General features: G+C 57.1%; 23 protein-coding genes, 1 tRNA gene and 1 pseudogene. 13 read left to right on the top strand and 12 right to left on the bottom strand.

The genetic code is table 11. The features are described 5' to 3' along the window. Positions 1–25: 25 nt before the first annotated feature. Positions 26–113: transfer RNA gene (locus tag AAF463_RS11260), tRNA-Ser, on the bottom strand. Between the two features lie 244 nt (positions 114–357). Between AAF463_RS11260 and phoA the strand changes: the two genes are divergently transcribed. Then, entirely contained in the window at positions 358–1,764 is a 1,407-nt protein-coding gene (gene phoA / locus AAF463_RS11255; protein ID WP_217546337.1) for an alkaline phosphatase, read from the top strand. A 38-nt stretch (positions 1,765–1,802) separates the two neighbouring features. On the opposite strand, the gene gap is transcribed toward phoA, so the two are convergent. The 3 genes from gap to AAF463_RS11240 all read right to left on the bottom strand — a co-directional run bounded on the left by gap (position 1,803) and on the right by AAF463_RS11240 (position 5,240). After that, positions 1,803–2,813: a type I glyceraldehyde-3-phosphate dehydrogenase gene (gap, locus tag AAF463_RS11250; protein WP_101764088.1), complete on the bottom strand. Its 1,011-nt coding sequence runs from the start codon at positions 2,811–2,813 to the stop codon at positions 1,803–1,805. 78 nt (positions 2,814–2,891) lie between these two features. Then, positions 2,892–3,872 carry a helix-turn-helix domain-containing protein gene (locus tag AAF463_RS11245; protein WP_350260740.1) on the bottom strand — a complete coding sequence of 327 codons (981 nt, stop codon included), beginning with the start codon at positions 3,870–3,872 and terminating at the stop codon, positions 2,892–2,894. 132 nt (positions 3,873–4,004) lie between these two features. Further along, positions 4,005–5,240: an acyl-CoA dehydrogenase family protein gene (locus AAF463_RS11240; protein WP_350260739.1), complete on the bottom strand. Its 1,236-nt coding sequence runs from the start codon at positions 5,238–5,240 to the stop codon at positions 4,005–4,007. Between the two features lie 299 nt (positions 5,241–5,539). Here AAF463_RS11240 and AAF463_RS11235 point away from each other — a divergent pair, with 299 nt between their 5' ends. The 6 genes and pseudogenes from AAF463_RS11235 to AAF463_RS11210 all read left to right on the top strand — a co-directional run bounded on the left by AAF463_RS11235 (position 5,540) and on the right by AAF463_RS11210 (position 12,644). Then, on the top strand, positions 5,540–7,150 hold the full coding sequence (locus AAF463_RS11235) for an ABC transporter substrate-binding protein (protein ID WP_350260738.1): 1,611 nt from the start codon (positions 5,540–5,542) through the stop codon (positions 7,148–7,150). Then, the gene (locus AAF463_RS11230; RefSeq protein WP_350260737.1) at positions 7,147–8,169 is read left to right on the top strand and encodes an ABC transporter permease; all 1,023 of its coding nucleotides are present in this window, start codon (positions 7,147–7,149) and stop codon (positions 8,167–8,169) included. The genes AAF463_RS11235 and AAF463_RS11230 overlap by 4 nt, the downstream gene beginning before the upstream one ends. Beyond that, positions 8,166–9,023, top strand: a complete 858-nt coding sequence (locus AAF463_RS11225; protein WP_350260736.1) for an ABC transporter permease — start codon at positions 8,166–8,168, stop codon at positions 9,021–9,023. The genes AAF463_RS11230 and AAF463_RS11225 overlap by 4 nt, the downstream gene beginning before the upstream one ends. Continuing rightward, positions 9,023–10,645: an ABC transporter ATP-binding protein gene (locus AAF463_RS11220; RefSeq protein ID WP_350260735.1), complete on the top strand. Its 1,623-nt coding sequence runs from the start codon at positions 9,023–9,025 to the stop codon at positions 10,643–10,645. The genes AAF463_RS11225 and AAF463_RS11220 overlap by 1 nt, the downstream gene beginning before the upstream one ends. Further along, positions 10,560–12,044, top strand: a pseudogene (locus tag AAF463_RS11215) (NtaA/DmoA family FMN-dependent monooxygenase). The gene AAF463_RS11220 and the pseudogene AAF463_RS11215 overlap by 86 nt, the downstream one beginning before the upstream one ends. Before the next feature lie 321 nt (positions 12,045–12,365). After that, entirely contained in the window at positions 12,366–12,644 is a 279-nt protein-coding gene (locus tag AAF463_RS11210; RefSeq protein ID WP_101764090.1) for a hypothetical protein, read from the top strand. A 43-nt stretch (positions 12,645–12,687) separates the two neighbouring features. On the opposite strand, the gene AAF463_RS11205 is transcribed toward AAF463_RS11210, so the two are convergent. Then, positions 12,688–12,897: a CsbD family protein gene (locus AAF463_RS11205; RefSeq protein WP_007892931.1), complete on the bottom strand. Its 210-nt coding sequence runs from the start codon at positions 12,895–12,897 to the stop codon at positions 12,688–12,690. A 308-nt stretch (positions 12,898–13,205) separates the two neighbouring features. Between AAF463_RS11205 and AAF463_RS11200 the strand changes: the two genes are divergently transcribed. Further along, entirely contained in the window at positions 13,206–13,823 is a 618-nt protein-coding gene (locus AAF463_RS11200; RefSeq protein WP_137385989.1) for a TetR/AcrR family transcriptional regulator, read from the top strand. A 61-nt stretch (positions 13,824–13,884) separates the two neighbouring features. Beyond that, positions 13,885–14,088 (top strand): hypothetical protein, encoded by a 204-nt coding sequence (locus AAF463_RS11195; protein WP_101764092.1) that lies wholly within the window; start codon positions 13,885–13,887, stop codon positions 14,086–14,088. A 74-nt stretch (positions 14,089–14,162) separates the two neighbouring features. Here the strand turns inward: AAF463_RS11195 and AAF463_RS11190 are convergent, their stop codons facing one another. The 4 genes from AAF463_RS11190 to AAF463_RS11175 are packed head-to-tail and all read right to left on the bottom strand — an operon-like array spanning position 14,163 to position 18,139. After that, positions 14,163–15,476, bottom strand: a complete 1,314-nt coding sequence (locus tag AAF463_RS11190) for an MFS transporter (protein ID WP_137385988.1) — start codon at positions 15,474–15,476, stop codon at positions 14,163–14,165. Beyond that, entirely contained in the window at positions 15,469–16,104 is a 636-nt protein-coding gene (locus AAF463_RS11185) for a hypothetical protein (protein WP_350260734.1), read from the bottom strand. The genes AAF463_RS11190 and AAF463_RS11185 overlap by 8 nt, the downstream gene beginning before the upstream one ends. A gap of 2 nt (positions 16,105–16,106) precedes the next feature. Further along, positions 16,107–17,450: an amidase gene (locus AAF463_RS11180; protein ID WP_350260733.1), complete on the bottom strand. Its 1,344-nt coding sequence runs from the start codon at positions 17,448–17,450 to the stop codon at positions 16,107–16,109. Between the two features lie 8 nt (positions 17,451–17,458). Further along, positions 17,459–18,139 carry a DUF2848 domain-containing protein gene (locus AAF463_RS11175; protein ID WP_350260732.1) on the bottom strand — a complete coding sequence of 227 codons (681 nt, stop codon included), beginning with the start codon at positions 18,137–18,139 and terminating at the stop codon, positions 17,459–17,461. A 115-nt stretch (positions 18,140–18,254) separates the two neighbouring features. Here AAF463_RS11175 and AAF463_RS11170 point away from each other — a divergent pair, with 115 nt between their 5' ends. Further along, the gene (locus AAF463_RS11170; RefSeq protein WP_110866359.1) at positions 18,255–18,929 is read left to right on the top strand and encodes a GntR family transcriptional regulator; all 675 of its coding nucleotides are present in this window, start codon (positions 18,255–18,257) and stop codon (positions 18,927–18,929) included. Here the strand turns inward: AAF463_RS11170 and AAF463_RS11165 are convergent. Both AAF463_RS11165 and AAF463_RS11160 read right to left on the bottom strand, forming a co-directional pair. Continuing rightward, complete coding sequence (locus AAF463_RS11165; protein ID WP_167391207.1) at positions 18,926–19,312, bottom strand: cupin domain-containing protein; 387 nt, start codon at positions 19,310–19,312, stop codon at positions 18,926–18,928. The genes AAF463_RS11170 and AAF463_RS11165 overlap by 4 nt on opposite strands. A gap of 171 nt (positions 19,313–19,483) precedes the next feature. Continuing rightward, the gene (locus tag AAF463_RS11160) at positions 19,484–19,609 is read right to left on the bottom strand and encodes a hypothetical protein (protein WP_350262019.1); all 126 of its coding nucleotides are present in this window, start codon (positions 19,607–19,609) and stop codon (positions 19,484–19,486) included. Here AAF463_RS11160 and AAF463_RS11155 point away from each other — a divergent pair. From AAF463_RS11155 to AAF463_RS11145, 3 genes are read left to right on the top strand one after another with little or no spacing between them, the layout of a single operon-like run. Beyond that, complete coding sequence (locus AAF463_RS11155) at positions 19,590–20,765, top strand: MFS transporter (protein ID WP_350261991.1); 1,176 nt, start codon at positions 19,590–19,592, stop codon at positions 20,763–20,765. The genes AAF463_RS11160 and AAF463_RS11155 overlap by 20 nt on opposite strands. Before the next feature lie 16 nt (positions 20,766–20,781). Then, positions 20,782–21,855: a sugar phosphate isomerase/epimerase family protein gene (locus AAF463_RS11150; RefSeq protein WP_350260731.1), complete on the top strand. Its 1,074-nt coding sequence runs from the start codon at positions 20,782–20,784 to the stop codon at positions 21,853–21,855. Positions 21,856–21,912: 57 nt separating this feature from the next. Beyond that, on the top strand, positions 21,913–22,893 hold the full coding sequence (locus AAF463_RS11145; protein WP_222182639.1) for a LacI family DNA-binding transcriptional regulator: 981 nt from the start codon (positions 21,913–21,915) through the stop codon (positions 22,891–22,893). A 76-nt stretch (positions 22,894–22,969) separates the two neighbouring features. On the opposite strand, the gene AAF463_RS11140 is transcribed toward AAF463_RS11145, so the two are convergent. Continuing rightward, on the bottom strand, positions 22,970–23,902 hold the full coding sequence (locus tag AAF463_RS11140) for a ribokinase (protein WP_350261990.1): 933 nt from the start codon (positions 23,900–23,902) through the stop codon (positions 22,970–22,972). Between the last annotated feature and the right edge of the window lie 8 nt (positions 23,903–23,910).

Raw genomic sequence — 23,910 nt, 5'->3', positions numbered from 1 at the left:
TGTCCACGCAACGTCCTACTTAATGTGGCGGTGAGAGGGGGATTCGAACCCCCGATACGTTGCCGTATACACACTTTCCAGGCGTGCTCCTTCAGCCACTCGGACACCTCACCACATTTTTTTGTCAACCGCGCTGGGTCAACGGGGCGCTACTATAGGGAGATCGCTGAAAAGGGTCAAGCGCTATTTTCTCCTTTTGTTCTATTCGCTTAAGCTCTGAGCGTATTGACGTTGGCCTGCTCATCATGGCGATTCTGTCATCAAATCATTCCCTCTCTGTCACAAAAATGTCACCGCACTGTCGCAGACTTGTCCGCGGAAACATTTGGTTATATCTATGGAAAAGGATGCTTATAAATGAAACAGATACCTCTCTTTACGGTTACGCTGCTGGCTTCTCTGATCGCGACATCAGCAGTGGCAGACGATGCACACTATTCCCGCGCTGCTACCGGCGATGTCACCGAGCACGGCGGCGCGCGTCGTCTCACCGGCGACCAGACCGAAGCGCTAAGAGCGTCATTAAGTAATAGCACCGCAAAAAACGTGATTCTGCTGATTGGTGACGGCATGGGAGATTCGGAAATCACCGCCGCGCGTAATCAGGCGCGGGGCGCAGGCGGTTTCTTTCCCGGCCTTGATGCGTTGCCGCTCACCGGTCAATACACGCACTATTCACTGGATAAGAAAACCCACAAGCCGAATTACGTGACGGATTCCGCCGCATCGGCCACCGCGTGGGCCACCGGCACCAAATCCTATAACGGTGCGATTGGCGTCGACGTGAACGGCAAAGATCAGGTAACGATTCTTGAGCTGGCGAAAGCCGCCGGTAAAGCCACCGGCAACGTTTCCACTGCTGAACTGCAGGATGCCACGCCAGCAGCGTTGATCGCCCACGTCACTTCGCGCAAATGCTACGGCCCGGAGAAAACCAGCGAATTGTGCCCGACTAACGCGCTGGAGCAGGGCGGTAAAGGATCGATTACCGAGCAGATGCTAAAAACCCGTGCGGACGTCACGCTGGGCGGCGGCGCGAAATCCTTTAGTGAAACCGCCAAAGCTGGCGAGTATCAGGGTAAAACCCTGCGCGAACAGGCACAGGCGCTGGGTTATCAGTGGGTTGATAATCTCGATGGCATGAACGCCATTCAGCAGGCCGACCAGAGTAAACCGGTGCTTGGCCTGTTCGCCGACGGCAATATGCCGGTGCGCTGGCAGGGACCGAAAGCCAGCTATCACGGCAACATTGATAAGCCGGTGGTGACCTGTGAAGTGAATAAAGAGCGTCCGGCTTCGGTACCGACGCTGGCGCAGATGACCAAAAAAGCCATCGATCTGCTAAGCACTAATGAGAAAGGCTTCTTCCTGCAGGTGGAAGGCGCGTCAATTGATAAGCAGGATCATGCGGCCAATCCATGCGGTCAGATTGGTGAAACCGTCGATCTGGATGAAGCGGTGCAGCAGGCGCTGGCCTTTGCGCGCGAACATGGCGACACGCTGGTGGTGGTGACCGCCGACCACGCGCACAGCAGCCAGATCGTGGAGAATGGCACCAAAGCGCCGGGTCTGACGCAAGCGGTGAATACCAAAGATGGCGCGGTGATGACCATCAGCTACGGCAATTCAGAAGAGGATTCGCAGGAGCACACTGGTACGCAGGTGCGCATTGCGGCGTACGGCCCGCATGCGGCTAACGTGGTGGGCTTGACCGATCAGACCGATCTGTTCTTTACCCTGAAGGATGCGATGGGGTTGAAGTAGCCAGGATAACGGTCGCCATTAACGGCGACCGTTATACCTTACAACCCGCGTTTTGCCATCAACCGCGCTAAATCCACCAGACGATTGGAGAAGCCCCATTCGTTATCGTACCAGGCAAGGATCTTCACCAGATTGCCGCCAATCACCAGCGTCGAAAGCCCATCAATAATCGATGAACGGGCATCGCCCTGATAATCGCTTGATACCAGCGGCTCGTCGCTGTATCCAAGAATCCCCTGCAGCGGACCTTCTGCCGCCGCGGCTTTAAACGCGTCATTCACCTCTTCTGCGGTCACGTCGCGTTTCAGCGTCACGGTCAAATCCACAATCGACACCACCGGCACCGGCACGCGCAGGGAATAGCCGGTCAATCGACCCTCCAGCTCCGGAATCACCCGACCTAACGCCTTCGCCGCCCCGCTTGAGTAAGGCACAATCGACAACGCCGCCGCCCGCGCGCCGCGCAGATCTTTCTCCGGCTGATCGTGCAGCACCTGGCTGTTGGTATAAGCATGCGTGGTGTTCATTAAACCGTGCTCGATACCAAACGCCTGGTGCAGCACCGCCGCCGCTGGCGCTAAGCCGTTGGTGGTGCAGCTGCCGTTACTCACCACAAAGTGCTGCTGCGGATCGTAACGTTGATCGTTCACGCCCAGCACAATTGTCAGGTCATCGTTCTTGCCCGGCGCGGAGATAATCACGCGTTTCGCGCCACCACTGGTGATGTGCACTGCGGCTTTGTCGCGTTCGGTGAAGAAGCCGGTGGCTTCAATCACGATATCCACGCCGACATCGCGCCAGCGAATATTCGCCGGATCGCGCTCGCTAAACACGCGCACCGCTTTGCCATCAATGCGTAATTCGCCTTCACCGGCTTCCACTTCCGCCGGTAGCCTGCCGAGCAGGGAGTCGTGTTTCAACAGATGCGCGAGGGTTTTACTGTCGGTGAGGTCGTTAATGGCGACGATTTCAATATCATCGCTGCCCAGCGCTGCACGAAAAACGTTACGTCCGATACGGCCAAAGCCGTTAATGCCGATCTTAGTCATGATTGACTCCTTTTCCGAAGATGCTGGAGTCACTCTAAGCCGATGGTGTGATGGCGTAAACGCCAAAAAAGGATCACTTTACGCCAATTTCCGACAGTGGAAGCGCTGGCGATATTCGCCCGGCGTGAGATGCAGCTGACGCTCAAAGCTGCGGCGTAAATTGATGCTGCTGCCAAAACCGGTCTGTTGCGCGATGCGATCCAGCGTGTCGTTGCTTTGTTCCAGTTGTTCACGCGCGGCGGCGAGGCGCGCTTCGGCCACATAGCGAGCGGGCGGCGCGCCGGTTTCACGGGTGAACACGCGGGTAAAGTTGCGCGGGCTCATGGCGACGCGCTCCGCCAGTTTCTCGACTGAGAGATCTTCGGCGAGGTTGGCGCGGATCCAGCGCTGCAGTTCAGCGATCGGGCCAATGCCGCTCGGCGTCTGCAGATGAAAACGGCTGAACTGCATCTGTCCGCCGGGACGGCGCAGATACATCACCATGTCCTGCGCAATATCACGCGCGACGCTAAAGCCGAAATCCTCTTCCACCAGCGCTAATGTCAGGTCAAAGCCCGAGCTGACGCCGCCGGAGGTCCAGATCGGTCCGTCCTGAATAAACAGCGGACCGCCTTCCACCTGAATCGCTGGATAGCGCGATTGCAAGGTATCGAGCAAGCGCCAGTGCGTGGTGGCGCGGCGACCTGCCAGCAAGCCGGATTCCGCCAGCAGCATCGCGCCGCCACATACCGACACCACGCGGCGCGCCTGCGGAGCCGCCAGCTTGATGAAATCGACCACCATATTGCCTTCTTCCACGCTGTCGCCGCGCCCGGTGATCATGATGGTGTCCCACGCAGTGCGCGGATCGAGATCGGCCAGCTTGAGATCGGCTAATAGATTGAGGCCGGATTGGCCGTGGATCACCTGATGCGATTGGGTGGTGGCGAGGCTGACGCGATAGCGCTGCTGATCGACGCCAGCCGGCAGATGCTGATTGGCGCGCATAAGGATATCGGCGATACCTGCCGCTTCAAACAGCATGCCGCCGTCGGGCACAATAATCAGAAAGGTTTTCATGGCGTGAAATAGATATTTTGACGGAATAAGCCAGAGTGTCTCATGGCGGCAATATCATGCACAATCCGTAGCGGCGCAATTTATTGCGCAATAAATTGCGCCGTTACGGGAGGGTGCATTCATCCACATTGATTATACAGATGATTTATCCGCTACGCCGATGCGCCACTGCTCGGGTGGCAACGTGCCGTTCACCGCGAAATCACCGACGATGCGATCCTTGTAGATGCGCGGATTGTGCGAGGAAAGGGTGCGCACATTGCGCCAGAAGCGGTCCAGCGCCAGCGGTTTCAGCGTGGCCGACGCGCCCAGCGCATCAAACAGCGTCGAGCTGGCATTGAGCAGCAGATCGCTCACCACATTCAGCGACTGCGACACTTCCAGCTCGGCGATCGCCACCGCATGGTTCTCCACCTCCTGATCGCCACTAAAGTGGGCGTCATACGCTCGCTGCACCGCGCTGGCGGCGTGCAGCACAATCGCGCCGCTGCTGTAGGCTGCGCCGCGCAGGCGTCCAACCACTTGCAAAATCTGCGCATCCTGCGCGGCACGCGGCGCATTGCCGTTGCTGTAAGTGCGGGTGCGCGACGCCACCTGCTGCGCCACTTCACCGCTCTGCGCGCGGCCAATGCCAGCCAGCGTTGCCAGATGAATCAGCTGATAAAACGCCGGTGAATACCTGAAATGAATCTCTTCGTTGATGTCATCGGCGGCGATCGCCACGTTGGCAAAAATCGCCGTGCCGCTGGCGGTCAGGGTTTGGCCGAAACCGTTCCAGTCGTCGAGCACCGTCACGCCCTCGGCGGTGCGGGATACCGTCACCGATACGCCTTTGCCGTTTTCATCGGTGATGCCGATATCAATCCAGTCAGAATAGAGCGAGCCGGTAGTGTAAAACTTGCGGCCATTGAGCCGCCAGGATTCGCCGCTGCGCGCAATGCGCGTGGAGAATTCAGATTGGCGCGCATCGCCGGTTTCGCTCCACGCCGGCCCAACGATTTCACCGCGTCCGAGGCGCGTTAGCCACTTATCCCGAAACGGGCTGCTGCCGCTGTTCAGCACGTTCTCCACAAAGCCGAGATGACCGCGAATCGATTGCACCAGATTAGAATCCGCCTCGCCGAGCTCAATCAGCAGCGCGAACAGCTCAGGCAGCGTCGCGCCGAGTCCGCCATGGCTCTCCGGCACGCGCAGTGCGGTGAAACCGCTCTGTTTCAACCACGCAATTTGCTCCAGCGGCAGTTGACGCTGCAGCTCTCGCTCAATCGCGCCCGCGCGTATGTTCCTGAACACAGGACGGAAACGCTCCGCCAGCTGTTCATAACGAGATGACGGGCCAGCTCCCCAACCTGATTCGATGTGCGACATGACGCTTCTCTCCAGCATAGAAATTTTCATTACTATGTCATCGCCATCGGGCGCGATTTAATGCTTTTTCTGCGTAAGCTATTTCGCCAAATAACTAAACTCAGCTTATTTCACTATATGGAACAGATGATTCATTTCTGCATATTGACTGCCACTATTGTTATTTGCCGCGCTTTATATCTGTGCTCTATTCAAATGCGACTCCGAAAATTACCCATTAATTTCCAGAAAATATAATTTCAAGCGGAATAGATCCACGCGAAATCAGTTATTAGCGTTTGACCGGGAAATAGTCAGAAATGAAATATCAGGTTCTTCAGCGCTTATTCATACCGATATGGGCGACGATAAGTGGTGCGTTGCCCTTTAGCGTCAGCGCGCAGACCGTGCCGCCCCATTATAGCGACGGCACGCTGGTTTATCTGCATGAGCAGGAGCCGCCATGCTTGTGGGGCGGCTGGGTGCAGCAAGCTTATTTATCGCGTCAGGTTTTTGATTATCTGGTGAGTTATGACAACGGACAGATTCGTCCGTGGCTGGCTGCCAGCTGGAGTGAATCCGCCGATCGTAAAACCATTACTTTTCATCTACGCCACGACGTTAAATTTACCGATGGCGATCTGTTTAATGCCGATGCAGTTATTGCGAATTATCCGGCGTGGCAAAAAGGCATAGGCTGGCACGGTTTTACTTATATGACCGGATTTACCAAGGTCGATGATTATACCGTGGCGCTACATTTATCTGAGCCGAATCCTGAAATCTATAACGTGCTGGCAAATGGTCATTATGGATTTCAATCACCCGATTCACTGGCGCATAACAGCAGCGAGCAGAAGTGCTTACGACCGGTCGGCACCGGACCGTGGAAAGTGGCGCGCTGGGTGCGCGGCGATGGCATCAGTTTTGTGCGCAATGACGACTATCGCTGGGCACCGCCAAACGCGCACCACAACGGCCCGGCATATATCAAGCATCTGGAGTGGAAGTTCGTGCCGGATGCCACCACGCGCTGGGGCGCACTGGTGAGCGGCGGCGCGGATGTGATTTATCAGCCGCCATCCGCGCAGTGGCAGGCGCTGCAGCATCATTATCAAACGCTCTCCTACGTCGCCACCGGACGGCCGCAGGCGTTCTCCTTTAATGTGCAGCGCGGTCCGTTTACCGATCAGCGGGTGCGCCAGGCGTTTGCTTACGCACTGGACCGCAAGCAGATCGTCAAAACCGTGTTCAAAGGCGCGGTGCCGTATGAGGGCAACGGTTCACTGAGTAAAAGCACGCCGCTCTATCTCAATGTTGACGATCGCTATTCACTCAATATTGCCAAAGCCAATCAGCTGCTGGACGCCGCCGGCTGGACCGGGCGCGATGCCGCCGGCTATCGCACCAAAGACGGCAAAACGCTGGATGCGCGCTTGCCGTTTATTCAGGCGATTATCGACCAGGAAGGCGCGCTGATGCTGCAGGCGGTGCAGGATCAGGTCAAACGCGTTGGCATCAAGCTGGATCTGATCCCGCTAACGCAAACCGAAGGCTTTGCCGGCGCACGTTCGCGTCCGGCAGAAAAAGAAATCAGCTTTGGTTACTGGGTTTGGCCGTCGCCCAACATCCTCGACATCGTCTACAACCATGCGCTCAACGGCGCGTTCAACGGCAACAACACCAGCTTTTTCAATAATCCCGAAGTGGAAGCGCAAATCCTTGATGCGCAGCGTGAGCCGAATGCGCAACGGCGCCAGCAAAAGTTCGACCTGCTGCAAAAGTGGTTTGACGATCAGGCGATTGCCATCGGCGGCTACAACTTCACCTACAACGTTGCCATTGCCAACAACATTCGCGGGCTTTGGCAGGATCAGGGCAACGGATTGCTGAACTTTAACGATGCTTACTTCGTGCAGGAGCAGCCATGAGTGAATTAACGTCATCGTCGCCGCAAAACAGCACCGCCGATGTGGCCAGCGTTGCCGCGCCACGCAGCCGTACGGCGTCGCTGCTGCGGCGGATTTCACTGCGCATCGCCTCCGCGCTGTTCGTGCTGTGGGGCACCATCACCGTGACGTTTTTGGTGCTGTCGGTGCTGCCGGGCGATCGCGCTACCATCCTGCTGAATATCACTTCCGGGCAGGTGATTGAACGCACGCCAGCGGAGCTGGCACCGATCAACGCGCAGTACGGTTTCGATAAGCCGATTGTCGAGCAGTATCTGCACTATTTCTGGCGGCTGCTGCACGCCGATTTTGGTTTCTCCTTTGAGTTGCAGCGGCCGGTGGTGCACATCATTGCCGAGCAGCTGCTGCCGACCTTTACTCTGGCGATTGCCGCGCTGCTGCTGGCGTGGATTATTGCCATTCCGTGGACGCTGCTCACCGCCGGACGTAACCGTCGGCTGGCGGCATTCGGTTCGGCAGTGGAAACCATCATGGCCGGATTGCCGCAGTACTGGATTGGTATTCTGCTGCTGATCGTCTTCGCCATCGGCTTGCGCTGGTTCCCGGTGGTCGGCGGCACCAGCCTGCTCGGCACCGTGCTGCCCGCCATCACGCTGGCGATTCCGCTGGCGGGCTTTATGGGTCACGCCATTCGCGGCGAATTTGAACGCAGCATGCAGCAGCCGTTTGTGCTGTCGGCGCGGGCGCGCGGCATGAGTCTGGCGGGCGTGCGGCTGCGCCATGTATTACGCCACGCCCTGATTCCGGCCATCACGCTGAGCGGCTGGGCAATTGGCAATTTGCTCTCTGGCGCGGTGCTGGTGGAAGCGGTGTTTGCCCGGCCGGGCCTCGGCAATGTGCTGGTCAATGCGGTGAGCAACAAGGATTTTGCGCTGGTCTCCGGCATCGTGATTCTCATCAGTTTCCTCTACATCGTCATTAACCTGGTGGTTGACCTGATTTACCTGATCGTCGATCCCCGCCTGCGAGGTCGCCCATGACAACTCATCTCACGGATTACGCCGGACCGCGCATTACGCGCGTGAGCTGGCAATTGCCGCTCTCAGTGCTGCTTTCCGCCATTGTGGCGCTGTTCTTTATTGTCGCGGCCATCGCGCCTGGTGTGCTGGCGACGCACGATCCCTTCAGCACCGATCTCTATCGCGCGCTGCAAGCCCCTTCGTGGGCCAACTGGCTCGGCACCGATGACATTGGCCGCGATCTCTATAGCCGCATTATCTGGGGCACGCGTCAGTCGCTGCTGATTGGCATCGGCGCGATGGTGATTGCGCTGTTGGGTGCGGTGGTGCTCGGCTTTAGCGCCGCACTCGGACCGCGTTGGCTGGCGGAGCCGGTTAATCGTCTGCTGGAGATCTTGCTGGCGTTTCCCACCTTGCTGCTGGCGCTGCTGTTTGTCGCGCTGCTGGGTCCCTCCGCCAGCAGTTTGCTGATCTCGGTCGGCATTGGCACCGCGCCCGGCTATGCGCGATTGGTGCGGGCGCAGGCATTGCAGGTCAACCAATCCGGTTATGTCGAAGCGGCGCGTGCGCTCGGGCATCCGTGGCCGCGGCTGTTTACCCAGCACATCGCGCCCAACGTGTTTCGGCCGCTGTTCTCGCTGGTGGCGTTAGGCATCGGGCAATCGGTGGTGTGGGCATCAGGTCTGTCGTTTCTTGGATTAGGCGTGGTGCCGCCGTCGCCGGAGTGGGGCGCGCTGCTTGAAGCCGGAAAAATTAACGTCACCGTCGCCTGGTGGCTGGAAGTCTTGCCGGGCATTGCCATTGTGCTGGTGGCGCTGTCGTTTACGCAGATTGGCCGCTACATCCAGCAGCGAGCGGAAGGAGAGAAGCGCTAATGAGCAACAATGTGATTGATGTGCGCAGTCTGAATATCTGGGCCAGCAGCGAAAGCGGGCAACCGCGCCATATTGTGAAGAACGTCAGCTTCTCGCTGCAACGCGGGCAATGTCTGGCGCTGGTGGGTGAATCGGGATCGGGAAAAAGCGTCACCGCCCGTTCGCTGGTGGGATTAGCCGGAGACGGATTGCACGTGCAGGCTGACACGCTGAGCCTGCACGGTGAGACGCTGCAGCAGCGTAGCGACAGCTGGTGGCGCAAAGTGCGCGGCAGCAAAGTGGGTTTCATTTTGCAGGACGCGCTGGTGTCGCTGGATCCGCTGCGCCCGGTGGGCAAAGAGATCGCCGAAGCGCTGGCGCTGCATGGCTGGGGCAACGCCGCCAGCCGCCAGCAGAAAGTACAGGCCTTGCTGGAAGAGGTCGGCGTGCCGCAGGCGGCTTATCGCGCCAGCCAGCGGCCGGGAGAGCTGTCGGGCGGCTTGCGCCAGCGCGCATTGATCGCCTCGGCGATTGCGCTGCATCCGGATGTGCTGATCGCCGATGAGCCCACCACCGCGCTGGATGTCACGGTACAGGCGCAGGTGCTGGAAGTGCTGCGCCTGATGCTGGATCGCGGCACCAGCGTGATTTTGATTAGTCACGATCTGGCGGTGGTGGCAAAAATCGCCGATCAAATTCTGGTGATGCAGGGCGGATCGATTGTGGAGGCCGGCTCAGCGCAGCAGGTGCTGCAACAGCCGCAGCATGCGTATACCCAAGGTTTGATAAACGCGATTCCCAGCGAACACACCAAAGGACAACGCCTTTCCGGCAGCGCACCCAGCGTGCCAATCCCAACTGTAACGCCCTCGGATGAAGTGCTGCTGGAAGCGCGGCATATCATGAAGCGTTTTCGCGGGCACCGCGCCGTCGATGACGTTTCCTTTACCCTGAAGCGCGGCGAGACGCTGGGAATTGTCGGCGAGTCGGGTTCCGGTAAAACCACCTTGTCGCGCATCGCGCTGGCGCTGGAATCACCGGACAGCGGCGAGGTGCTGTTTGCCGGCCAGCCGTGGAGCCATGCGTCCGCCGCCGATCAGCGTGCCATTCGTCGCCAGATTGCCGTGGTGTACCAGGATCCGCTCTCCTCGTTTGACCCGCGCTGGCGCGTGGCCGACATCCTGCTGGATGCGATTGCGCTCGATCGGCAGTCGCCGACGCAGACGCCGCGCGAGCGGGCGATTAGCCTGCTGCAAGCGGTTGGGCTCGGCGCGGAGCATCTTAATCAATGGCCGGCGCGCATGTCGGGCGGCCAGCGACAGCGTGTGGCGATTGCCCGCGCGATTGCGACCCATCCCAAAGTGATTGTGCTCGACGAAGCGGTCTCGGCGCTGGACGTCACCATTCAGGCGCAGATTCTCGATCTTCTCAGCGATCTGCAGGCGCAGCTCGGCGTCAGCTATCTGTTTATCTCGCACGATCTCGGCGTGATCCATCACATGAGCGATCGCGTGCTGGTGATGCAGAACGGCCAGGCGGTCGAGCAGGGCGCCGCCGATGAGGTGTTCTACCGCCCGCGCCATCCCTATACCCAGACGTTACTTGCCTCGCTGCCACGCCTGGCCGCGCTGGAAACTGCCTAACTTTGCTACTGGAGCGAACATGTCACGCGAACTAATTTATAACGGATTTTTGCATCTCACGCCGAATCATCACAGCCACGGTTACTGGCGCACGCCGGAAGGTCAGGTGCAGTACAACTACAACCAGCTTGAAGCCTATGTGCAGACGGTGAAAACCCTGGAAAAAGGGCTGTTTGATACCTTGTTCATCGCCGATGTAGTGGGCGTGTATGACATCGAATATGGCGACGGCAAAACCACCATGCGCGCCGGCACCCAGTTCCCCGAGCCCGATCCGATCACCATTCTTTCGGCGCTGGGTTTAGCGACTGAAAATCTCGGTCTGGTGGTCACCAGCAACGTGATTCAGACTCATCCGTTCTCGTTTGCGCGCCAAATCTCCTCGCTGGATGAATTTACCCGCGGTCGCATCGGCTAGAATATCGTGACTTCGTATCTCTCCAACGGCTTCCGCAACTACGGTTATCAGGACATTGTGCCGCACGATGAGCGCTACGAATGGGCGCAGGAGTATCTCGATGTGGCATATAAGCTGTGGGAGCTGTCGTGGGAAGAGGGCGCAGTGCTGCACGATCCCGCTACTAACCGCTTTTTCGATGCTGACAAGATCCACAAAATCAACCACGTCGGTAAGCGCTATCGGGTGGAAGGGCCGCACATTGTTGAGCCGTCACCGCAGCGCAGCCCGGTGTTCTTCCAGGCCGGCAACTCGGATGCCGGACGCCGCTTTGCCGCGCGTAACGCCGAAGTGACGTTCCTGCCATCGCAAACGCCAGACACCGCGCGCAAAGATATCGCCATCCTTAATCAGGATGTGGTGGATTACGGTCGCCAGCCGGAGGATTTGAAGAAGCTGGTGATGCTTTCCACCGTGATTGGATCGACCGAGGAAGAGGCGAAGCGTAAGCAGCAATATCTGTTCGATAACATTGATATCAATGCATTGCAGGGCTTCTACAGCGGCGGTTCGGGCATCGATCTGGCGAATATCGATCCCGATACGCCGCTGACCGAACTGAGCCGGCGCGAGGAGTTCAGCCAGCACATGCGCTCGAAATTCCGTATCGCGGTCGATGCCGATTATGGGCAAGGCCGCGTGCTGACCTGGCGCGAATACCTGATTCAACATGCGCTGCTACCGGGCCGTTTCGCCGGTACGCCAGAACAGATCGCCGACCGGGTGCAGCAGTTTGCTGATGCTGGCGTTGATGGTTTTAACGTGGTGCCGGTCACCACGCTCGGCTGGTGGGATGAGTGGGTTGAACACGTGGTGCCGGTGCTGCAAAAACGCGGCCTGGCGCAGACGGCGTACAAGCCAGGCACGCTGCGCGAGAAGATTTTCGGCCAGAAGAGCAAACTGCCGGCGACGCATCCGCAACGGACGTTGACGCTGAGTTAATGCGGTTGCGCAATAAATTGCGTCGCTACGGAATCAGTGCACGTATGGGTAGCGGCGTGATTTATCGCGCAATAAATATTAATGAATCCTCATAGACCCAATACTCTTCAGGCCATTATCTTCACAATTCCTTCCGCTAACACCGCGATCCCGGAGTGGCTGACAGGCCGCAAACTCGACGTTTAACGCATAGCCTGCAATGTCGAAGCATTTTCGATTGCATCGACATTTTTTTGTATTTGACGTTTTTTTCTCAGTGGGTATGCTCAGCCACGTCAGGATCCCCCGGCCAGGGTTGGTTGAGACGATTACAGAGAGCCCATGAAAAACAGTAATGACAAACAGTTATGCGACATCGCGATTGGTGATGCGGTGATGGAATTATTTAACCAGGATGCGCCGGTTTCGCGTACCACGCTGCTCGCGCAATTAGAGAAGATGATACATGCGGGTGTGACGGCGGAAGAGGTACGGATCGCCAGACTGGCTTTAGAGCTGGTGACGAACAGCAGCACAGCAGACAAGGTTGAGCAATCGGAAGAGAACGTGATGAGCTTTAGGGCGAAAAACGTCTCGGCAGATGACTCAACGCAGCACTGATCGCTGTATGCCGGACAAAGTTGTCCGGCATAACGGCGCGGCGTTACCAGCGGTACTTATTCGAATCTTCCCACTCTTTAACTTCTTTCTCCGCACGGTCTTTTTCATAACCGTAGCGTTCCTGGATTTTGCCGACCAGCTGATCGCGTTTTCCTTCAACCACGGTCATGTCATCATCGGTCAGGTCGCCCCATTTTTCCTTCACTTTCCCTTTGAACTGCTTCCAGTTGCCGCTAATACGATCTTCGTTCATGTTGATCTCCCTATTTCGTGGTGACTGTGTGCTGCCCTTCGCTGGCCTGATGCCAGCGGGTGAATTAATCCTGGCACAGGATTTGCGCTTTGCTTGCCTGAGCTGTGAGCTGACTCATAAATTTGCGATTGTGTGAACCAGCGTGGAGAAAAAAAACCGTTAATAGCCAAAAGTTATTCACTAACTCTTTGCTCTGTAAGGCATTATGTTCGCCCGGCTATACAGGCAAGGGTGGGTTGCGATATAGTGATCGTCGATAAGACATTTCCGTCAACTTTTGGAAACCCGCATTCCCTGATGCCATCCGTATGAGTAAAACGCAACCCACCGACATGAAAAGCAGAGAACGTGGCCGCCCAAGAGAGTTCGATATCGAACAGGCTCTGGACAAAGCCATGATTGTTTTTCGTCAGAAGGGGTTTCATGCGGCTTCACTTAACGATCTGGGCGAAGCGATGGGGTTGACAGCGGGCAGCATCTACAAGGCTTTTAAAGATAAACGCAGCTTGTTTCTGCTGGTGTTTGAACGCTATCTTTCGGTGCGTAATGCCGATCTGCGCCAGCGTCTGGCACAGTTCACCAGCGGCCGCGAGAAGCTCGGCGAGCTGCTGCAGTTTTACCTTGATTCCGCGCGGGCGGTGGAAGGTCGCACCGGCTGTTTAGTGGTGGGCAGCGCGGTAGAGCTGCAGGTGCTGGATGACGATCTTTCGCAACTGGTGAGTGAAGCGGTCATTCGTAATAAAAACTTCCTCGCCTCGCTGCTCAAACTGGGCCAGGAAGATGGCTCGGTCACGCCCAATCTGGATGTGGACACCGCCGCGGGATTGATCCTCTGCATCGCCTTTGGCATGCGCGTTGTGGGCAAGATCACCGATGTAAAAGATGAACCAGAAACCATCAAGTTAGTTATGAAGCTGCTGGACTAAAATTTGTCTAATTAGGAGTCGGATACTTCCTAAATAAGCGAAGCGTAAAGACGGAGGGCAAGTGAAAGACGAAGATTCAGATATTACGGAAGAGATTCGCGCATTGGTGGGCAGGGTAGTGACACGTATCCTGCGTCCTGATGAAGCGCTTACCGTTCAGGAACTCATAGGTGCGTTGTATCGCCTAAGTTTGCGCTCCACCGACAGCAAAACCAAAGTCGCCTGCGAGAAAGCCATTCGTATCCTGGCGAAAAAACTGCACTAATAGGGTCGCGCGTGCCGCGCCTTGTTGTTCTCCTCTGCTGAAGTCTGGCAATCCCTCGCCAAACACCTCTCTGATTAAAGCGGGCGATGCGCGGTCTCTTTCGCCTTCCACAGCGCAAACAGCGTGATCAGCAACGCCAGGCTGACATACAGCGATACCCACAGCGTGCTGCCCATCTCTTTATACAAGGTCGTGATGATCAGGGGCGCAAAGCCACCGCCAATGATTCCTGCCAGCGTGTAAGCCAGTGACGATCCGGCGTAGCGCACGTGGCTGGGGAACTGTTCGGTGACAAACGCCGCCTGCGGCCCGTACATCACCGCATGAATCAGCAAGCCGCCAATGACCGCCAGCACAATCAGCACCGGCTGCGAGCTATCCAGCAGCACAAAGAACACAAACGACCAAACGATTGCCAGCAGCGCACCGGCAATGTAGACCGGACGACGGCCGAGCTTGTCGGAGAGCGCACCAAACATCGGCACCGTAATCGCATTGCCAATTGCGCCGAGCATAGTGGCCATTAACGCCAGCGGACGCGGCAGTTGCAGCACGGTGGTGACGTAGGTGAGGGTAAACACCACCACCAACGCGTACAACACGTCGGAGCCGATACGTGAACCGCCAGCGATCAGTAGCTCACGCGGATAGCGAACAAACACCTCTTTCAGTGGCGTATGCGTGGTTTTCTCCGCCTGCTGCATCGCGACAAAGGTTGGCGTCTCTTCTACGCCGCGACGCAGCCATAAGCCAAACATCACCAGCAGCAGACTCAGCAGGAACGGAATGCGCCATCCCCACTCCTGAAACTGCTCCCCGCTCAACGCAACCGTTACCAGCGTGATAAATCCGGTACCAATCAAGGTACCGCACGAGGGACCCACCTGCGCAAACGAGGCGTTACGGCCACGCTTGTCGGCATCGCCATGCTCCATTGACAGCAACACTGCACCGGCCCATTCGCCGCCTAATGCAATACCCTGAATAAAGCGTAAGGCCACCAACAGCACCGGACTCCAGATGCCCCACACCGCATAGCCAGGCAGCAGGCCCATCAGCGCGGTGGTGACGCCCATAATCACCAGGGTGGTGATCAATACCGCTTTACGCCCGGCGACATCGCCGAGATGACCAAAGATAAAGCCGCCAACCGGACGGGAAATGTAGCCGACCGCATAGGTGGAAAACGCCAGAATGGTTCCGACCAGCGGATCAAAGCTGGGGAAAAAGACGTGGTTAAACACCAGCGCCGCCATGATGTTGTAGACCGTGAAGTCATACCACTCCAGCGCGGTACCGATGGAGCTGGCCGCCGCGAGGCGACCGGTTTTGCTGTGGCTGGCGCGCGCGCCTGACGCGTGCGGCAAGGTTGAATCGGTATTAGCCATGAGCCATCTCCTGTTGGGTTAACTGCCAGCTGAGGGAGTAGAGCTGTACGTCCGCGTTGAGTGCCTGCGCGGCATCGGCGGCGAGGGTTTTACACACCTGGGCGTCGCGGCAGGTCAGCAGCAGCATCGGATGCATTGGTCGCGTTGCGCTGGTTTCCCGTGGCAGCGGCGAGCTCAGCGTGGTGTCAGGCGTCAGCAAACGTGAGGCGATATAGCCGGGCGTTTGCTGCACGCTGCTTTGCCAGCTGCCCAGCGATGCAACATCTGTACCCGCTTTTAAGGTCAGCACCGCCAGATGGCTACCGGTGCCTTGTCCATGCTGATGCGAGATGGCGCAGACGCGGCGCATCGGATTGACCATTTTGTTGAGGTTCTTCACCGACCATTCGGTCTGGCGCGTGAAGGCGGCGTGATAATCCGCGCTGGTAAAGGCTTCCAGCGATGCGGTTTCATACAGGCCGAGGTATGTGCGTTCGGCATCCACCGCCTGGTAACGCGTGCCGCTAAGAAAGCCGCTGATGGCCACGCGCTCTTCAACGTGTTCGTGGTCGTACCATTGGTTGAAATCCGCTTCATCTGCAGCATCGATATTGGTGGCGACAAACAGCATGCCGTGGGGTTGAGTCATGATCAGCTACTCCGTTTCAGGGTGGTTTCAATCGCGGCAGCCCAGCTGAGTAACGCAGCATCGTTGCCATGGGTGGAAGAGAGCATCAGGCCAACCGGCGCAGCGCCGGGCTGATGGCAAGGCAGAGAAATTGAACAGCCATCCAGCATGTTGATCACGCTGGTATTGCGCAGCATCAGCAGATTGACCTGCATGTAGCGCGCGGGATCCTCAAGCTCACTCAGCGTCGGCGCGATCAACGGCACCGTCGGCATCAGGATGCCGTCGAAAGGCGCAACCGCCTGCTCGACGCGCTGTTTCCAGTCGGCGCGCAGTTGGTAAAGTTCGGCGGCATCCTCTTCGTTCAGTAAGCTGCCGCGATTAATGCGCGTCAGAACCTGCGGATCGTAGGCTTCTGGCTGGGATTGGGCGTAATGCTGATGCCATTGCCAGGCTTCCCACGCGGTAATGCCGCCACGCGCGTTAATGGAGTCCAGTTCTGCCAGCTCTGGCAGCGGCAGCTCGGTGATTTTCACGCCCTGCGCGCGCAGCACATCAAGCGCATGCAGCCAGGCGGCGCTGACGTGTTCGTCAAGGCCAGCCAGCACGCGCGTCTGCGGGATAACGAAATGCGCTTCTGACAGATTCCGCTCATCGATTGTGAGGGGCCGATCGGCGATCACGCTATCGAGCAACCAGCAGCTGCGCACGTCGTGAGCGATCACACCGATGCTGTCGAGCGATGCCGCCAGCGGCAGCGTCCCGCGTTGATCGATGCGGCTGGCGCTCGGTTTGAAGCCGGTTAAGCCGCACAGCGCCGCCGGAATGCGCACCGAACCGCCGGTATCGGTGCCAACCGCCGCCAGACACATGCCGTCGCTCACCGCGACTGCCGCACCGGAAGAGGAACCGCCCGGAATGCGCTGCTGCGCGCGCTGCCACGGATTGGCAGGTGTGCCGTAATGCGGATTGACGCCGAGGCCAGTGAAGGCGAACTCGCTCATATTGGTTTTGCCAACGATGACGGCACCGGCCTGCTGCAGCCGATCCACCATGCTGGCGTTCGCCGTGGCTGGGCTGGCGCTACTGAGCAAGCGGGAGCCGGCGGTGGTGACTTCTCCGGCGACATCAAACAGATCTTTAATGCTGATGGGCAGACCATCAATCGCGCTGCGCGGCTGTTGCTGCTGCCAGCGCGCGCCGGCTTGTGCGGCCTGCTGCTGCGCAGCAGCGGTATATACCTTGGTGTAGACGCGTTTGCCTTCTCCGCTTTCCGCTGCAATGGCACGCAGTGCATGCTGGGTCGGGGTTTCAGGGCTGATTTGCCCGGCGAGCAGCTGCCGGCTCGCTTGCCATAACGTTGTCATAGAGAACCTCAGGCGATAACCGGCAGCGAGCCAGTGATGTAGGTGTGTTCCAGCGTGCGGTTCAGCACCGGATCGTGCAGCGCCATACGGAATTCACTGGAAGGACGGATCCCGCCGATGGCGCTGAGCGTGCCGCACGACATGGCGAAACCTTCCTCAACCTGGCCCGCGGCAAAATAGCGGCTCAACAGATCAAGTGGCGTCAGCAGCGAGGAGAGGGCGCCTTGCTGATAAGTCACCCAATCACCGTTGACGTTGATCCAGGCGCGCAGCTCCAGTTGATCCCAGTGCGCTTTGACGTCCGCCATGCGCCACGCGTGTCCGGCCACCGGTTTGATGCACGCCTGTTTCGATAGCGCCACACTGAACGTTTCCAGATGACGATCGGTATGATCAGAAATCAGCGAAACCCAATATTCGCCGCGATGGAAAAACACAAAGGGTTCAGCTTCACCGGACGTCTGATCGCCGACCACCTCTAGCTGCGTTTCCTGAATTAATTGATTGGTTGCGACGCGATAAAACAGCGGCACTGCACCAGGAGCGGGCACGCCCAGCGCTTCCAGCTCCCTGATATGGTGCAGCACCGCTTCCTGATCGCGTCCTACCCAGCCCGCGATAACAAGTTGATTAATCTCAACATCCAGTACTGCCGCATCGGCGTAATCTGTTGTAAACCGTAATTGCATGGGATCGATCTCCAGGTGAGAAATGCGTGTGAAATTTCACTGTGATTTCAATCTAGCCATTTTCATGCCAGGTTTTTGTGTAATATGTCTCAGTTACCTAATAAGGATTTGCGTGATGAGTAATGTGATGGCTGAAAATGTGAGCTCGCCGACGACCCCGAAAAGCATTTCGCTTAACGAGCGCGCCTATCTGGCGTTCAAGCACCGGCTGATCACGCTGCGCTACAAACCGGGCGACTATCTCAATATCGCGCAGGTGATGGATGATCTTGAGATGGGCAGAACGCCGGTGAATCAGGCGGTGCATCGACTGGAGACGGAAGGGCTGTTGCAGATTATCCCGCGCAAGGGCGTGATGGTGTCGCCGCTGTCAATTGATGATGCGCTGGAGTTAATTGAGGTGCGTCTGGTGAATGAGGCGCTTTGCTTGCGGCTGGCTTCGCAGCGGGTCAATGCGGCGCAGATCATCTATCTGCGGGAGATGAATCAGCGCATTGCCAATGCCAGCGCCTCACGCGATCGCGAACAGATGATGCTGCTGGACCGCGAATTTCATCAGGTACTGGCGGACATCGCCGCCAACGGTCGGCTGGCCGATATTCTCAGTATTATCCACGCGCAGGCGCAGCGCTTCTGGGCCACCACGCTTTCCAGCGCTGCGCACATGAACGAAGTCATCGCCGAACACGAAGCGATCATTGCGGCGCTGGAGCAGGGAAATGCCGAGCTAGCGGAAGAGGCGGCGCGGGTGCATATCTATTCGTTTAAACAGGCGCTGCTGAATAATTAATATTCGGCTTCTTCACCCGGCAGCGGAATAGAGAGTTCCATGCCCTCAACCCCGGCGTAGAAAATAATCAGCTCGGCACGCTGATCCGTGGTGAAACCACGATGGGCAATGTCGATGGATTCATTAAAGGCTTCGCCAGCGTTAAACGTTTTAGTCTCGCCGCTGGCTTTGTCTTCGATAGTCAGCGATCCCGATAAAATATACGCGGTATTCGGCATAGGATGCGTATGCCACGGCAGCTCGGAATGTGCAGGAATGGTCATCTTCATCACCGTGATCTCGGGCTTACCGGCTGGATAGTGTTCAATATGCTGGCCATTCCAGGCTTGCCCGCTTTGCAGTAGCGTTTCTGCACTGTTTTCATGTTCGTTATCGGCGCTCATCCCATTCCCCTGAATCGTCATTAAAATCTCTCCCGCACAGGATAGTGCAAATCAGCAAGGCTGCGCGTGCAATCACTGTCAGCCTAAGCCGCTCGGTGGTGCTCGGGTCACTTGTAAAAGAATTGTGATCGGTCACCAGGAACTGCTCAAAGTAATCGATTACTTTGTTTCTCACTGTGGAATGTAATCGATTTCTTTTTGGCGCGAGGTCAGCATGGTTTCGACAACTACAGGTTCTGAGATCGCGGCGAGGCAGCAGCGTCTGCTGATTCCCCGCTTGTCATTGATGATGTTCATGCAGTTTTTCATTTGGGGAAGCTGGTCCGTAACGCTCGGGCTGGTGATGACGCAGCACAACATGTCATTGCTGATTGGTGATGCTTTCTCAGCAGGGCCGATCGCCTCAATTCTGTCGCCTTTTGTGCTGGGCATGTTGGTTGACCGCTTCTTCCCTTCACAGAAAGTCATGGCGGTGATGAACCTGGCGGGCGCGGTGATTTTATGGTTTGTCCCGGGCGCGCTGGTGGCCGAAAACGGCGCGCTGCTGATTGGCTTGCTGTTTGGCTATACGTTGTGTTTTATGCCGACGCTGGCGCTCTCTAACAACATTGCCTTTCACAGCCTGGCCAGCAGTGACAAAAGTTTTCCGGTGGTGCGGGTGTTCGGCACCATTGGCTGGATTGTGGCGGGCATCTTTATTGGTGTTACCGGCATCGCCTCCAGTACCGCGATTTTCACCCTGGCCGCAATCTGCTCGGTGGCATTGGCGATTTACAGTCTGACGCTGCCGCATACGCCTGCACCGGCGAAAGGCATGCCGCTAAAAGTGCGCGATCTGTTCTGCGCGGATGCCTTTGCGCTGCTGAAAATCCGTCACTTCTTCGTGTTTGCTCTCTGCGCCACCTTGATCTCCATCCCGCTCGGCACCTATTACGCCTACACCGCGTCCTGGCTGGCGGATGCGGGCGTGAGTAACGTCAGTACCGCGATGTCATTTGGTCAGATGTCCGAAATCGTCTTCATGCTGGTGATCCCGCTGCTGTTCCGCCGCCTTGGCGTCAAATACATGTTGCTGGTCGGCATGGTGGCGTGGTTTGTGCGCTACGCGCTGTTTGCCTTGGGCATGAACGATGAAAGCCGCGCACTGATCTACATGGGCATTCTGCTGCACGGTGTCTGTTACGACTTCTTTTTTGTGGTGGGCTTTATTTACACCGACCGCATCGCCGGCGAGAAAGTGAAAGGGCAGGCGCAGAGCATGGTGGTGATGTTCACCTACGGTATTGGCATGCTGCTGGGCTCGCAGATCTCGGGCGCGCTGTATAACCGCCTGATTGCCGGACAGGGCACGGCGCAAAACTGGGCAACATTCTGGTGGATCCCCGCGATTGCCGCGGCGGCGATCGCCGTTCTTTTCCTCTTCACCTTTAAATACCGGGATGAAGCGGTTTGATTGATGGGAGGTGTAGGTGAAAACGTTAAAAGGACCGGGAATTTTTCTCGCGCAGTTTATTGGGCAACAGCCACCGTTTAATTCGCTGGCAGGGCTGGCGCAATGGGCCTCTGCGCTCGGTTACAAGGCGCTACAGATACCCTGTAATCACCCTCTAATTTTTGATCTGCCGCGCGCCGCAACCAGTCAAACCTATTGCGATGAAGTGACGGGTTTGCTGGCCAACTACGGCTTGCAGATCAGTGAATTATCGACGCACCTGGAAGGCCAGCTGATTGCCGTCCATCCGGCGCACGATCGCGCCTTCGACGGTTTTGCACCCCCCGCTTTGCGTGGCGACAAAGAAAAGCGCACCGCGTGGGCGATTCAGACGGTGAAGCTGGCAGCGGCCGCGTCAGCCAACCTGGGATTGCAGGCCCACGCGACGTTCTCCGGTTCGCTGGCCTGGCCATATCTCTATCCGTGGCCGCCACACAATCCTCAGCTATTGAGTGAAGCTTTCTCGGAGCTGGCGCGGCGCTGGCTGCCGGTTCTGGACGAGTTTGACCGCTACGGCATTGATGTCTGCTACGAGATCCATCCTGGTGAAGATCTTCACGATGGCGTGACGTTTGAACGCTTCCTGGCGTTAGTGAACAATCACCCGCGCTGCAACATCTTGTTCGATCCCAGCCACTTGCACTTGCAGCATATCGATTATCTGCAGTTCATCGATATCTACCATCAGCGGATTAAGGCCTTTCACGTTAAAGATGCCGAATATCTGCTGAATGGACGCAGCGGCGTGTATGGCGGTTATCAGCGCTGGATAGATCGTGCTGGTCGCTTCCGCTCGCCCGGTGACGGACAGATCGATTTCCCGGCCATTTTCAGCAAGCTGGCGCAGTACAATTATGCCGGGTGGGCGGTGCTGGAGTGGGAGTGTTGCCTGAAAGAGGCGGAAACTGGCGCGCGTGAGGGCGCCGACTTCATTCGTCGCCACATCATTCCGGTGGCCGAACGGACATTCGATGACTTTGCCGCACAACCGCAGCAGGCGGCCAGCATCCGCGCCCAGTTGGGGTTAAATGCGGCAGATTCACATGATTAAGGCGGGCGCGAAATTATGCTAGCCTCCGTAGTATCTGACTGAGCAAGAGTTGCAAGCATGTCCATCCAAAAAATCGCCCGCTTAGCGGGCGTTTCTGTGGCAACAGTTTCACGGGTGCTGAATAACAGCGATACGGTAAAAGCGCTGAATCGTGAGAAAGTCCTGCACGCTATTAAAGCGAGTAATTACCAGCCAAATTTATTAGCGCGTCAGTTGCGAACTGCGCGTAGCTCAATGATTCTCGTGATGGTGTCGGATATCTCCAATCCCTTTTGCGCCGAGTTGGTGAAAGGCATTGAGGAGCAGGCGGAGAAAAACAGTTATCGCATTCTGTTGTGCAATTCTGGCTCAGACATCGAGCGCTCCCGCTCAAGTTTGCAATTGCTGGCCGGGAAAATGGTGGATGGCATTATCACTATGGATGCGTTCAGTAAGTTGCCAGAACTGGCGCAGCTGATTGGCGAAACGCCGTGGGTGCAATGCGCGGAATACGCCGATGCCGGTGATGTCTCCTGCGTGGGCATTGATGATGTGCAGGCATCAAAGCACGTCGTGGCGTTTCTGGCGGGCAGGGGACGACAGCGTATTGCCTTAATCAACCACGATCTCAGCTATAAATATGCGCAGCTGCGGCAGGCGGGTTATCAGCAGCAACTTATCCATGAAGCACGCAGCTGGCAGGCCATCACGTACGCCACCGAGCTGAGTTTTAATGCCGGTAAACAGGCGATGGAAGCCTTGCTGAGAGCGCCCGAGCGTCCAGATGCCGTGTTTGCCGTGTCGGATACCTTAGCGGCGGGCGCGCTGTCAGCCATTCATGCCGCCGGGCTGCGCGTGCCGCAGGATATAGCGGTGACGGGGTTTGATGGATCCGACCTCGCCGAAATGGTCACGCCGCCGCTGAGCACGCTGGCGCAGCCGTCGCGCGATATGGGGCGCAAGGCGTTTACCTTGCTGCTGAATAAGATCGATCAACCTGATTCGCCGGCTCAACGCATTATGATGGACTGGCACTTTGTGGTGCGCGCCAGTACTTAATCGGCGTTTACGAAGGCTGCGAAGTATATGGTCTGATGTTGTAAAGGTGCCGTTCAGAGCTTCAGGTCCGTATTTTTCAACCAAACAGGCGCTGGCGATTTTGCGTCAGCGCGTGCGCCACATCAGGCAGCATCGGGAAAGAACTCTGACCACCATATTTCTGGATTGAGCAGGAACTGATTTCAGCCGCGAAAGGAATCGCTTCTTCCAAATCGATGTTGTTCACCAGGCAATAGGCGATGCCGCCAATAAAGGAATCCCCTGCGCCGGTGGTATCCACCACATCCGGACAGAACACGGCGGGATAATGTCTGGCACCGGCATCACCGGATAACACCGCGCCTTTCTCGCCCAGCGTAATAATCACCCGGCCATTCACCTTCTGCTGTAGCGCTGCCGCACAGGTCATCGCTTCCTTAACCGACGTGACAGCGGTATTGCTCATAAAGCTGGCTTCGGTCTCATTCACCACCAGTAAATCGACCTGACTCAGCGCCTGCGGAGAGATTTCGCGTGCTGGCGCGTTGTTCAGCAAAATCTGGCAATCGTGACGGCGGGCCACGCTGATGGCACGTTCAACCACACGATCGGGAATTTCTGACTGCAGGATTAACAGTGGCCGATCGCTAAATAACCCATCGTGAATATCGGGTTCGCTAATCAGGTAGTTTGCGCCCTTAATAATGGTGCTGCAGTAATCACCGGATTCCAGAATCTGCACGATGCCAATGCCCGAGGTTTTTCCGCGCTGGCTAATGTTATCTACCGATACCCCATTTTCATTCAGTGATTTTATGAGTTCGCTGCCATAAATATCATTGCCCACACAGCCCACCATATTGACGTTCAGTCCCAGCTTGGCGCACTGAACCGCCTGGTTTGCCCCTTTACCGCCCGGCATCAACATTAATTCGTTGCCGGTAAACGTCTCCCCAATTTCCGGCAGGCGATCCTGCTGGACAAGAATGTCGTAGTTAAGACTGCCAATAACAACAATATTATGTTTCATCATTTCGG

Origin of the sequence: Pantoea sp. BJ2, assembly GCF_040255075.1 — a bacterium.
GTDB lineage: Bacteria > Pseudomonadota > Gammaproteobacteria > Enterobacterales > Enterobacteriaceae > Pantoea > Pantoea leporis.
Note: the sequence above shows the minus strand (reverse complement) of the source record. Positions and strands in the feature narration are given on the sequence as shown.